The organism is Lutibacter flavus, assembly GCF_900188355.1.
GTDB lineage: Bacteria > Bacteroidota > Bacteroidia > Flavobacteriales > Flavobacteriaceae > Lutibacter > Lutibacter flavus.
Genome location: NZ_FZNX01000004.1, coordinates 452,902 through 465,166, shown reverse-complemented (window position 1 = coordinate 465,166; position 12,265 = coordinate 452,902). Strand labels below are relative to the sequence as shown.

The following is a 12,265-nucleotide window of genomic DNA, read 5'->3' as shown; positions in this document are numbered from 1 at the left end:
CCTCTTTTTCCTAATGCGCATTTTTAAAAAAATAGCAATTATTGTTATTGTATTACTAGCTATAAGTATTATTAGTGGCTGGATGTATTACAACAGTCTAAAGCCAGATTATTCTGGCTCGGTTAGTTTAACCAATATTGATAATGAAACTTCAGTTTACTTTGATGATTTTGGCATTCCACATATTTATGCTGACAATCAGCAAGATGCAATGACTGCCTTAGGTTATGTTCATGCGCAAGATAGACTTTGGCAAATGGAGTTAATGCGTAGAATTTCTCCTGGCAGATTATCCGAAATCTTTGGAAAAGACATGCTTAAAAACGATCAGTTTTTTGTGAGCTTGGGTGTTGAAGAAGCTTCCAAAATAGCTATTGAAAAATTAGATAAAAATGGGGAAGTTTACAAAATGGCTATAGCCTATTTAAGTGGCGTAAATCAGTTTATTGAAAATGGTCCCACTCCTATTGAGTTTAATTTAATTGGAATTGAAAAAGAGCAATATAAATTAAAAGATGTTTATAATATTTTAGGCTATATGTCCTTTAGTTTTGCAATGGCACATAAAACCGATCCTTTATTAAGTATTGTTAAAGAAAAATTAGGACCTCATTATTTAAAAGAATTAAACATTGAAATAGACCCAAATACAACGTTGATAAAAAACTCTAAACAAGATTTAGAAAATTTTTCGGCTTTAGTTTCTAATGTAAATGACATTTTGAACACATCACCAATTCCGCCTTTTATCGGAAGCAATAGTTGGGTGGTTTCAGCAAAAAAGACGGCTACTGGAAATGTGCTTTTTGCAAATGATCCACATATTGGTTACTCACAGCCTTCTGTTTGGTTTGAAGCCCATATTGTAACACCAGATTACGAAATGTATGGTTACCATATTGCCGGAGTTCCATTTCCGTTATTGGGTCATAATAGAGATTATGCATGGGGTGTAACAATGTTTGAAAATGATGACATCGATTTTTATAAAGAAGAAAATCACCCAACAGATGCTAATCAATACAAAACACCAAATGGTTTTTCAACTTATAAATCCGTTTCTAAGACTATAAAGGTAAAAGATGCTGAAGACGTAATAATTGATGTTAAAAGTTCACGACACGGTCCAATAATGAATAATGTTGTGGATGAAATATCACAAACCAGTCCAATTGCAATGTCTTGGATTTACACACAGTTTGACGGTCAAGTTCTCGATGCGCTTTATACGATTTCACGAGCTACAAAAATGGCTGATGTTAAAAAAGGAGCTTCTATGATTCACGCTCCCGGACTAAATATTATGTATGGAGATGCCAAAGGAAATGTTGCTTGGTGGGCATCTGGAAAGTTATATAAACACAAACCACATGTAAATACTAAATTTATTTTAGATGGCGCTTCTGGTGAAGATGATCCTATTGAATATTTAGATTTTAGTAAAAATCCTATGGCGGAAAATCCTGAATGGAATTATGTGTATTCCGCAAATAACCAACCAGATACAATTGCCAATATTTTATATCCTGGATATTATTTACCAGAAGACAGAGCAAAACGCATTGTGGAAACTTTAGAACCAAAAAACGATTGGACTAAAGATGAAATGGGGGTAATGATTAATGATGTAACCTCCTCAATTGCGCCAAGTAATATCAAAGAATTTACTTCAATTATAGATATTAATTCTTTTAGTGAAAAAGAACAAAAAGCTATAAACTTACTAAACCAGTGGGATGGTTCAAACACTCCTGAAAAAGTAGCTCCAACAATATATAATAAATGGATTTACTTATACCTAAAAAACACTTTTGAAGATGAATTAGGTGAAAAATTATTTACACAATTACTAGAAACACATTTAATGAAAAGAGTTGTTGCAGACCATTTAAAAAGAGATGCTTCAATTTGGTGGGACAATGTAACTACTTCAGATAATAAAGAAACAAAAACAGCGATTTTATCAAAATCATTAACAGAAACTGTTTCTATGTTAGAAAATCAACTTGGAGATGAAATTAATGATTGGAATTGGGGAAAAGTTCATACCTTAGAGCATGAACATCCACTTGGATCTGTAGCTGCTTTAAAAGACTATTTTAATGTAGGTCCATTTCCAATGAAAGGAGCTCGTGAAGTTATAGATAATCGTGGTTATTTATATGACAATTCGGGATTGTACAAGATTACTGCAGGTCCTTCAACAAGAAGAATTATAGATTTTTCGGATATTGAAAATAGTATTAGTATATTGCCAACTGGTCAATCTGGAAATCCTTTTAGTGAACATTATAAAGATCAGGCGGAAATGTATAACAAGGGTGAATTCAGAAAAATGAAATTAAATAAAGAAGAAATAATAAATAGTTCAACCAAATTAATTATTCTACCAAAAGATGAATAAAAGAATAACTATAAAACAGATTGCGAAAGCATTAAGCGTTTCCATCTCTACTGTTTCTAAGGCCTTAAACGATAGTTACGAAATAAGCGACGAAACTAAAAGTAAAATACAAGAATATGCAAAATTGCATAAATACAAGCCAAACACACTTGCATTAAGCTTACAAAACAAAAAAACTAAAACTATTGGTATTATAATTCCTAATATTCTTAATTATTATTTTGCACGAGCATTGCGCGGAATTGAAAAAGTAGCAACTGAAAAAGGTTATAATATTATTACCTGTATCACAAACGAATCCTTCAAAAAGGAAGTAAACACTATGGAAATGTTGTCTAATGGAACTATTGATGGTTTTATTGCATGTATTTCAGTTGAGACTTTAAAAATGAAAAACTTTGAGCATATTAATGACATTCTTAATGAAGGAACGCCTATTGTTTTGTACGATCGTGTACATAAAGACATTAATTGTGATAAAGTTGTAACTGACAATATAAAAAGTGCTTATAAAGCTACTCGATTTTTAATGAAGTCCGAATGTAAAAATATTGCTATAATTTCAACTTCAGAAGGAATAAATATTAATAAGTTTAGAGTTAAAGGGTATTTAAAAGCGCTTACAAAATATGACGTTGTACCTAATGAAGATTTAATAATTATACAGGATGGTGAAGATGGATTAACAGAACGTATCAATAAAATGCTCGACTCTAATAAAGTTGATGGTATTTTTACAGTTGATGAAATTTCCGGGGCAATTACAACACAAGTTTTAAATAAAAGAAATATTAAAATACCTGATGAAGTTTCCATTGTAGGTTTTACAAATGGAATTTTATCTAGATATAGCTCTCCGCCACTTACAAGTGTAAACAGGTTTGCACATACAACTGGTGAAGTTGCTGCAACTCGTTTAATAGATAAATTGGAAGGTAAAGTTAAATTTGACGATATAAAAACTGAAATAATTAGAACTCAGTTAGTTGAGCGAGAATCAACAAAAAAACTTTTTATTAAGTTTTAAAAGAAAAAGAAAAAATTGTTATGCTAGTGAAAACTTATGGCAGCGCCGTTTTCGGTGTTGAAGCCACAACTATTACCGTAGAAGTAAATATTGATAAAGGAATTGGTTACCATTTAGTTGGTCTGCCAGATAATGCTATTAAAGAAAGTAGCTACAGAATTTCTGCTGCTTTAAATAATAACAGCTACAAACTTCCTGGGAAAAAAATCACCATAAATATGGCTCCGGCTGATTTACGTAAAGAAGGCTCTGCCTACGATTTAACCTTGGCCATTGGGATTTTAGCTGCTTCAAATCAAATTAAGTCAGAAAAAGTAGGTGATTATTTAATAATGGGAGAGCTTTCTTTAGATGGAAGTTTACAACCAATAAAAGGTGCTTTGCCAATTGCCATTAAAGCCAAAGAAGAAGGTTTTAAAGGATTTATTTTACCAAAACAAAATGCAAAAGAAGCTGCAATTGTAAGTGATTTAAAAATCTATGGAATAGAAAATATTACTGAAGTTATTAATTTTTTTGATGAAAAAGCCGAGTTAGAACAAACTATAATAGATTCACGCGCCGAATTTTATAAAGATTTAGACAATCCAGAATTTGATTTTTCTGATGTAAAAGGACAAGAATCTGTGAAGCGTTCTATGGAAATTGCAGCAGCTGGCGGACATAATATAATTCTTGTTGGACCTCCAGGAAGTGGAAAAACAATGTTAAGCAAACGACTATCTTCTATTTTGCCTCCAATGACATTACAAGAAGCGTTGGAAACAACTAAAATACATTCTGTTGTTGGCAAGGTAAAAGAAAGTGGTTTAATGAATCAACGTCCGTTTCGTTCTCCTCATCACACAATTTCAGATGTTGCACTTGTTGGTGGAGGGCAATATCCTCAACCAGGTGAAATTTCATTATCTCACAATGGCGTTTTATTTTTAGATGAATTACCTGAATTTAAACGTTCTGTTTTGGAAGTGATGCGACAACCTTTAGAAGACCGAGAAGTAACAATTTCAAGAGCAAAATTTACAGTAACTTACCCAAGCAGTTTTATGTTGGTTGCAAGTATGAATCCCAGTCCAAGTGGATATTTTAACGATCCCGATGCTCCAGTAACTTCTTCACCTGCTGAAATGCAACGTTATTTAAGCAAAATTTCAGGTCCACTTTTAGATAGAATAGATATTCATATTGAAGTAAATCCAGTTCCTTTTGAGAAACTTACAGAGGAGCGACAAGCTGAACCAAGCAAAATAATTAGAACTCGTGTTACAAAAGCACGCGAAAAACAATCTGAACGATTTCTAGAACTTGAAAATGTACATTATAACGCGCAAATGAGTGTCAAACAAATTCGAAAATTTTGTGTTTTAACGGAAGAGAGTAAAACACTCTTAAAAAATGCTATGGAAAGGCTAAACCTATCAGCCAGAGCTTATGATCGGATTCTAAAAGTATCAAGAACAATTGCCGATTTAGAAGGTGTCCCTGATATTTCTTCAAATCATATTTCTGAAGCAATTCAATATCGTAGTTTAGACAGAGAAGGTTGGTTGGGGTAAATGCTTTCCTTAAATTTCTTTTTAAAATATCACGATTCTTAATAATTTCTTATTTAAAATCTCAACCTCAAATAGGTGACTGATTGCGTTTTTTTTCACTTGAAATGCGAAATTTAAGAGTTATCAATGCGATCCAAAAATAAATTAGAGCTAATAACCATAAATGATTCCATTCGCTTAAAACTTCTGAAAAGGAGGCTTCCATTTGAGTTAATTTTACAAATCCATTCATTCCGGGTGTAGAAGGAATTAACTTTGCAAGTTGCTGGTAAAAGTTTGAAAAACCTTCAGTAGGAAATGACAAGCCACTTAACATAAGTGACGGCACTGATAAAAGCACTAAAAATACAATGGAATCTTCTCTTCTTTTAAAAAACGAACTTATAGCAATTCCTAAAAAAACCACTGAAAATAAATACGGAACTGAAAACAAGTAAATAAGAATCAATGAAGAACGAATTGGAATTGAAAAAATGGTATAAACTATTCCAATCTGTAATGGCAGTATTACTGCAAAAATTAGTGAATATAAAAAAGCTTTTCCTAGTAAAACCGGGATAGCTCCTCCGTTATGATGAAGTTCTGGGAAGTTTTTTTGTAATAAATTATCTTCTCTTCTAGAACCATTAATAATTCCAATTCCCATTAGTAAAACTAATTGAACTATTAAAGCTGTTAGCATTGGTATAATATAAGTTGCATAGCCCGAAGAGGCGTTAAATAAACTAGTTGAGATAATTTTAATAGGACTATAATTTTGACTAGCCACAGCTATTGAATTTCCTTTTGCCATTTCTTTTTTAATAACAATGCCTGCATTAAAATACCCGGTTGTTACCGAAACATCAACCAATACTTTTTTATAAAATATCATGTTTGAAGCATCAGCAAATGTGGTAATGGTTGTTTGTCTTCCTCTTCTTATATCTTTTCCAAAATCTTTAGGAATAATTACAATTCCCATCACTTTTTTAGCAAAGTAATCAGTTTTAGCTTGTTGTAAATCGGAATAAGTTGATATTGACTTAATGCCATCAGATGCATCTAGCATTGAAATATAATCTCTGCTGGCTTTAGAATTATCCTGATTTACAATTGCTACTGGAACTTCATGAATAACTTCGTTAGAATAGATATAAGTGTAAACAATAAGTATTACAAATGCAACTGAAAAAAAAGCACTTATTACTGCTTTGTCATATTTTATTGCTTTCCATTCAGTTGAAACTGTATTCCAAAATGAAGTTTTCGCCTGCTGGTATTTCTTGAAAAATGATTTCATTTTATATACGTTGTAGAAATGAGCCTTGTTTTAATAAATTTCTTAATTTTTTAGCTACTAATAAAACTGGAATAATAGTAAGAAGTACTAAAATTATGATTGGTTTAATCGAGTAAAATAACGGAAAGCCTCTTTGAGTTTGATCTAAAAATAGTTCGAAAAAATGTGTAAAAGGGAATATTTGACTCAACCATTGTAATACTTTTGGCATTCCAAAAATTGGAAAAGTTATCCCCGAAAATGATAAACTTATAGCGGCAAAACCAGAACCATAAGTTAAAGATTCTCTAAAGCTTTTACTTATTGAGATAAAGAATATAGCAACAGCCTGTGTTGAAATAATTAACAAAAGTAAAGCTACTAATACAGCCCATTTACTTCCAAATAAAGGAAAATCTTGAAATACAAACATGCTGAAGTACATTACTAATCCAACAAAGTAAAACCACAATGTATAAGGCAAGGTTTTACCCAATATTATAGTTAACAGATTTCCATTTCCAATGTTATATAATTTCTCTCCCTTTTTATATTTTAAGTCGGTACCAAAACAATAAATAGTTGTTAAAATAACGAATATTTGAAAAAATAAAGTTAAAAATCCTGAGTTTAAATAGTAAGAATAATTGGTGTATGGGTTTGATAAAATATGATTATTAGACGTTACTGGTTGAAGATTAACTTTTGCTTGTTTTATATACACTCCATTTTTTAATTGCTTTTTAATATTTAGCCCTGCAGAGAGTTCCCCAATAACGCGGTTAACAGCTTTAATTTCTAACCCTGATGGTAAAAGAAGACTACTATTATATTGATTTAAAACGTAAACTTGTTTTCCTTGGTTTAAATCACTTCCAAAATTTTTAGGAATGGTAACCAATCCATAGACTTTAAGTTGTTGGATTAAATTTTCACCCTCTAATTGACTTATAGGCTGATTGCTAACCTCTAGTTCTGGAGTTGCATTTAATTGGCTAATTACATTTCTTGAAACAGATGAATTATCTAAATCAACTACAGCAATTGGCAAATTTCTAGCAACACCTTCACTTAAAAGTGTATTAAAAAATAAGATGGAAATAAAAGGTAAAACAACCGAAAAAATGAAAATTGATTTGTTATGAAATAATAATCTAATTTCACGTTTAGCAATAAGAAGAAATGATTTCATTCTAATTTTTAAATTGTGAATAGTCAATTAAAATACTCATACCTGGGCGTAATTCAATTTCTTTATTAACAGGCAACGCTTTAATTTCAAACGTACGAATGTCAAAATCACCAGATGATTTGGTGGCATTCCAGGTTGCGTAATCTCCTAAAGCAGCTACATAATAAATTTTGAAAGTAACATCCTTATTTTCTAAAGCAGGAATAGTTGCTGTAAACTCAGATCCTTTTTTAAAATTGTAAAGGTTGGTTTCTTTTACATTTACAATAGCATATGAATTTGAAAGGTCAACCAAATGTGCAACAGGGTAACCAGCTCCAATTAATTCGCCTTCTTCAGGTAAAAAATTTAAAACTTCAGCATTTATTGGGCTGATAATAAATCGTTCACTTTTATAACTCTCCAATTCTATTATAGCACCTTGAGCTCTTCTTAAAAGAGCGTTTGCAGCTTCAATATCTTCTTTCCTCGCGCCTTTTAAGGCTAACTGATATTTGTTATATGCTGCATTTTTATCACTCAAGGAAGCTTCTTTTTTTGCCAAAACTTCATCTCTTTTTTGTTCAGAAACTACACCATCTTTAAATAAATTTTCAATACGTTCATATGTTTTTTCCATAACATTGACACCCGCAACAGCTTTTTCATAAATACTTTTGTATGCATTAATCTCTTCCTGTAAAGCTCCATTTTTTGCTTTTTTTACCTGTGCATTTGCAGCATCTTTAGCTGCATTTGCTTGCAACTCTTTTGCGTCGATCTCAGGACTTTCAAGAGTTGCTAATAACTGACCTTTAGTAACACTTGTTCCTTCCAAAACTTCAATCGTTTTTAAACGAGTTGGAATTTTGGAAGAAAGGTAAATTTCCTTCGCCTCTATTCGACCTTGCAATACCACTTCCTTTGGCTTGCTAATAAACCAAAGACTTATTAATAGCAACGTTGCAATAACAATAATGCTTATAACGGATTTTATATTATTTGATTTTTTCATTTCAATATTAAATTTGATTTAAAAATGTTTCTGTTTTTCCTAAACTTACCATTAACTCTCCATAAGCAATATTATAATGGTAGAGTGCGTTTAATTTGTGCAATATAATTTGGGTTTGTTTTAAAGTTGCATCTATAACTTCTAATGAAGTTCCTGTTCCTTCTTCAAACGCACGTACTCGCATAAACTTTAATCTTTCAGCTAATTTTTCATCATTATTCAAGCTTAAATATTGTTCCTGCTGTTTAGCCATTTCATTGTATAATTTTTCAGTATATGTATTTAGATTAAGTTGTGCTTGTTTTTCTAACATCTTTACTTGAGAAACTTTGTACTTGGCGGCTTTTATTTTGTGATCTCTTTGAAAACCATCAAACAAATCCCAAGTAACACCTGCACCAACAGCCCAATTGGTTTCAATTAAAGGCATGTTATCTTTCCATAACTTATGAGAACCCATTAATGCTACTTTAGGGTAATAGTCGCTTTTCTCAACCTTAACACCTACTTTGGCTAACTTTTTATTTTGTTCTAAAAAATGAAGCTGTTCATTACCTTGTAGCATTTGCTGTTGAAATTCATTTAATGAAGCCAAAATGGTTGGTTCAATAAAACTTGTTGAAGTTGAACTAAATGTTGAGCCTCCCACTAAATTTTTAATAGCTGATTTAGCCAATGAAACATCTTTTTGAGCAGCCAATAATTCTCTTTTTGCATTTGACAAAGCTACTTTAGCATTTAAAGTTTCAACTTCAGGAATAATACCATTTTCATATAATTTTTCAGCGTGGTGATAGTGAATTTTAACAGTTTCATATACTTTCTTTCTTAAGTTTTCGGCTTCCTTTGCCAGTTTTAAAGAATAGTAATAATTGATTAGGTTTACGGTTAAACTATTCTCTTTTATTTGATGATGATTTTGAGACAGTTCGAACTTAATTTCTGCAGCTTCATAGGCAGCCTTTATTTTTCCACCTGCAAAAATGGGCCAATTGATACTTGAGAATGCAAACCCAAAGTTTTTATCTTGTAATGTAATATCCCAATTCCCAAGAGTTTCTGCCGGATTGGAAATTTCCAATAAACCACCAGCTAAATCACGGGTATGATTTAAATCCACACTAATGTCTTTATCTAAATTCATATAAGTTCCAGAAATACTTATTTTCGGATAAAACAATCCTTTAGTTGCTTTCATTTCTTCTTTTGAAGCATTTACTTCATAATGAGAAGCTTTTAAGTCTCCATTTTTTTGAAGCATTAACTGATGAGCTTCTTTTAAGGAAAGGTCCTGCGAATAACTTATGTTACTACTTAATAATACTATTAAATAAATAAAACTTGTAGCTGATGTTAAAACTATTTTTTTGAAATAAAGTTTCATTAATTATCTTTTTTGAAAATGCTTAAAATATTAATTACTAAATAATCAATTACTGTAGTATTGAGTTCTTGATTTTCAAAAAAATTGGATCTAATAAATTGAATATAGTCAACTACATATACTAAAATATGATAATGTATTTGTGTGAGATTTGTACTTTTAGATATTTCTCCAGATTGAACTCCAATTTGTTTTATATTTTCTATAATATCGATAGTTTCTTTTTTTATCTCCCCTGTTAAAGTAAAATTATCATTATGAAGAAGTTGATAGAAAAATTTTGAAGCTATAGGTTCATTTAGAGCGAATAACAATCTGTTCTGTATAAAAGTTTCTAAAATTGAAGTAATGCTCGTTGGATTCAACCCAATTAAAAATGAAAGCTCGCTATTTAAAGAAGATACCTTATCAAAATACAATTCATCTATTAAAGCTTGTTTACCACTATATGTTCTGTATAAATAACCGCCACTAACCTTAGCACTTTTGGCTATCATTGCAATCGTAGTTTTTTCAATTCCACAATCAACGATTGTTTTCATCGTAGCATTTTTAATTCTTAACAATTTATCTTCATCAATTTTACGTGCCATATCTTCTTTTTTAAATACGGAGCAAATATATGAATAAATATTCATTCATTAATAAGTATTGTATTTATTTTCTTTCACCTTAAATTGAATTTCAAAAACAAAACGTCTTCAAAAAATTGAGATAAATGAATTTAATAACATCTAATCTGCATTTTCTATTTTATACTAAAAACTTTAATTAATGCTTAAAGAACAATTGCCGATTTAGAAGTTTAGACAGAGAAGGTTGGCTTGACTAAAATCATCTAATAATTAGTGCAAAATTAAATACCTCAAATTAAAAGGGGGTTTTTCCCCTTCATTTTTAGGCTTACACCCCTAACCAATATTAAACCTCAACCCTATATTTGCAATAGAAAAAGATTATATATTGTTCTGAATTATAGGAGAATTGCAAACAAAAAAACCATTCAAATTTGAATGGTTTTTTTTGCTATATAAACTACTAAAATTAGTATCTGTAATATTCAGGTTTAAATGGCCCTTCAACTTTTACACCAATATATTCTGCTTGGTCTTCACGTAAAGTTTCTAACTCTACTCCTATTTTAGCTAAGTGCAAACGCGCTACTTTTTCGTCTAAATGTTTTGGTAACATATATACTTCATTTTGGTAGGCATCTCTGTTATTCCAAAGTTCTAATTGCGCCAATGTTTGGTTTGTAAATGAATTACTCATTACAAAACTTGGGTGACCAGTTGCACAACCTAAATTAACTAAACGACCTTCCGCCAATACCAAAATTTCATTTTCACCAATAGTATATTTATCAACTTGTGGTTTGATTTCAACTTTTGTTGAACCATATTTTCCATTTAACCAAGCCATATCAATTTCATTATCAAAATGTCCAATGTTACAAACAATAGTTTTGTCTTTCATTGCTTCAAAATGTCTTGCTTGTACAATATCTTTATTACCTGTTGTAGTAATTACAATATCTGCATTACCAACAACCGAGTCTAATTTTTTAACTTCAAAACCATCCATTGCAGCTTGCAAAGCACAAATAGGATCAATCTCAGTAACCGTTACAATAGAACCTGCTCCTTTAAATGAAGCGGCAGTACCTTTTCCAACATCTCCATAACCGCAAACAACTACACGTTTTCCAGCTAACATTACATCAGTAGCTCTTCTAATAGCATCAACAGCGCTTTCTCTACATCCGTATTTATTATCAAATTTAGATTTGGTAACAGAATCATTTACATTAATTGCTGGCATTGGCAATGTTCCAGCTTTTACTCTATCATATAAACGGTGAACACCAGTTGTAGTTTCTTCTGATAAACCATTAATTCCTGCAGCTAATTCTGGATATTTATCTAACACCATATTCGTTAAATCTCCACCATCATCTAAAATTAAATTTAGTGGTTTTTTATCTTCACCAAAGAATAAAGTTTGTTCAATACACCAGTCAAATTCTTCTTCACTTAAACCTTTCCAGGCATAAACCGAAACTCCAGCAGCAGCAATTGCAGCAGCAGCTTGGTCTTGTGTTGAAAAAATATTACAAGAACTCCAAGTTACCTCAGCACCTAAATCAACCAAAGTTTCAATTAAAACTGCAGTTTGAATTGTCATATGTAAACAACCCGCAATTCTAGCCCCTGCTAAAGGTTTTTGCCCTTTAAACTCTTCTCTTAAACTCATTAATCCTGGCATTTCTGCTTCGGCTAAATGAATTTCTTTTCGTCCCCAATCTGCAAGATTGATGTCTTTTACCTTATATTTTACGTAAGTTGATGTTTCTGAACTCATATTTATTAAATTTGTATTTTTATTTAAAACAAGTTTAATTTTGTTTTAAAGTTTTGCAAAAGTACAAAATCCATTTGAGAATATAA

At 31.1% G+C, this 12,265-nt stretch carries 9 protein-coding genes; 3 read left to right on the top strand and 6 right to left on the bottom strand.

From position 1 onward, the window contains the following. The first annotated feature begins 13 nt into the window (after window positions 1-13). The 3 genes from CHB63_RS13130 to CHB63_RS13120 are packed head-to-tail and all read left to right on the top strand — an operon-like array spanning window position 14 to window position 4,987. Window positions 14-2,404, top strand: coding sequence for a penicillin acylase family protein (locus tag CHB63_RS13130; RefSeq protein WP_089378923.1), 2,391 nt, complete (start codon window positions 14-16; stop codon window positions 2,402-2,404). Next, on the top strand, window positions 2,397-3,431 hold the full coding sequence (locus tag CHB63_RS13125; protein WP_089378922.1) for a LacI family DNA-binding transcriptional regulator: 1,035 nt from the start codon (window positions 2,397-2,399) through the stop codon (window positions 3,429-3,431). Before CHB63_RS13130 ends, CHB63_RS13125 begins: the two co-directional genes overlap by 8 nt. Before the next feature lie 20 nt (window positions 3,432-3,451). Next, window positions 3,452-4,987, top strand: coding sequence for a YifB family Mg chelatase-like AAA ATPase (locus CHB63_RS13120; RefSeq protein ID WP_089378921.1), 1,536 nt, complete (start codon window positions 3,452-3,454; stop codon window positions 4,985-4,987). Between the two features lie 67 nt (window positions 4,988-5,054). On the opposite strand, the gene CHB63_RS13115 is transcribed toward CHB63_RS13120, so the two are convergent. The 6 genes from CHB63_RS13115 to ahcY all read right to left on the bottom strand — a co-directional run bounded on the left by CHB63_RS13115 (window position 5,055) and on the right by ahcY (window position 12,179). Beyond that, window positions 5,055-6,269 carry an ABC transporter permease gene (locus tag CHB63_RS13115; RefSeq protein ID WP_089378920.1) on the bottom strand — a complete coding sequence of 405 codons (1,215 nt, stop codon included), beginning with the start codon at window positions 6,267-6,269 and terminating at the stop codon, window positions 5,055-5,057. Between the two features lies 1 nt (window position 6,270). Continuing rightward, window positions 6,271-7,440, bottom strand: a complete 1,170-nt coding sequence (locus CHB63_RS13110; protein WP_141107313.1) for an ABC transporter permease — start codon at window positions 7,438-7,440, stop codon at window positions 6,271-6,273. Window position 7,441: 1 nt separating this feature from the next. Further along, window positions 7,442-8,434 carry an HlyD family secretion protein gene (locus CHB63_RS13105; RefSeq protein WP_089378918.1) on the bottom strand — a complete coding sequence of 331 codons (993 nt, stop codon included), beginning with the start codon at window positions 8,432-8,434 and terminating at the stop codon, window positions 7,442-7,444. Between the two features lie 7 nt (window positions 8,435-8,441). Then, a complete protein-coding gene (locus CHB63_RS13100) occupies window positions 8,442-9,818 on the bottom strand; it encodes a TolC family protein (RefSeq protein WP_089378917.1) in 1,377 nt (458 codons plus the stop codon). Beyond that, window positions 9,818-10,411 (bottom strand): TetR/AcrR family transcriptional regulator, encoded by a 594-nt coding sequence (locus tag CHB63_RS13095; RefSeq protein ID WP_176420369.1) that lies wholly within the window; start codon window positions 10,409-10,411, stop codon window positions 9,818-9,820. Before CHB63_RS13095 ends, CHB63_RS13100 begins: the two co-directional genes overlap by 1 nt. 451 nt (window positions 10,412-10,862) lie before the next feature. Continuing rightward, window positions 10,863-12,179 (bottom strand): adenosylhomocysteinase, encoded by a 1,317-nt coding sequence (gene ahcY / locus CHB63_RS13090; RefSeq protein WP_089378915.1) that lies wholly within the window; start codon window positions 12,177-12,179, stop codon window positions 10,863-10,865. Between the last annotated feature and the right edge of the window lie 86 nt (window positions 12,180-12,265).

Bases quoted from the DNA above. Each gene is read 5' to 3' on its own strand.
- CHB63_RS13110 (WP_141107313.1), bottom strand. From the start codon at position 7,440: ATGAAATCATTTCTTCTTATTGCTAAACGTGAAATTAGATTATTATTT.
- CHB63_RS13105 (WP_089378918.1), bottom strand. From the start codon at position 8,434: ATGAAAAAATCAAATAATATAAAATCCGTTATAAGCATTATTGTTATT.
- CHB63_RS13125 (WP_089378922.1), top strand. From the start codon at position 2,397: ATGAATAAAAGAATAACTATAAAACAGATTGCGAAAGCATTAAGCGTT.
- CHB63_RS13120 (WP_089378921.1), top strand. From the start codon at position 3,452: ATGCTAGTGAAAACTTATGGCAGCGCCGTTTTCGGTGTTGAAGCCACA.
- ahcY (WP_089378915.1), bottom strand. From the start codon at position 12,179: ATGAGTTCAGAAACATCAACTTACGTAAAATATAAGGTAAAAGACATC.
- CHB63_RS13095 (WP_176420369.1), bottom strand. From the start codon at position 10,411: ATGGCACGTAAAATTGATGAAGATAAATTGTTAAGAATTAAAAATGCT.
- CHB63_RS13115 (WP_089378920.1), bottom strand. From the start codon at position 6,269: ATGAAATCATTTTTCAAGAAATACCAGCAGGCGAAAACTTCATTTTGG.
- CHB63_RS13130 (WP_089378923.1), top strand. From the start codon at position 14: ATGCGCATTTTTAAAAAAATAGCAATTATTGTTATTGTATTACTAGCT.
- CHB63_RS13100 (WP_089378917.1), bottom strand. From the start codon at position 9,818: ATGAAACTTTATTTCAAAAAAATAGTTTTAACATCAGCTACAAGTTTT.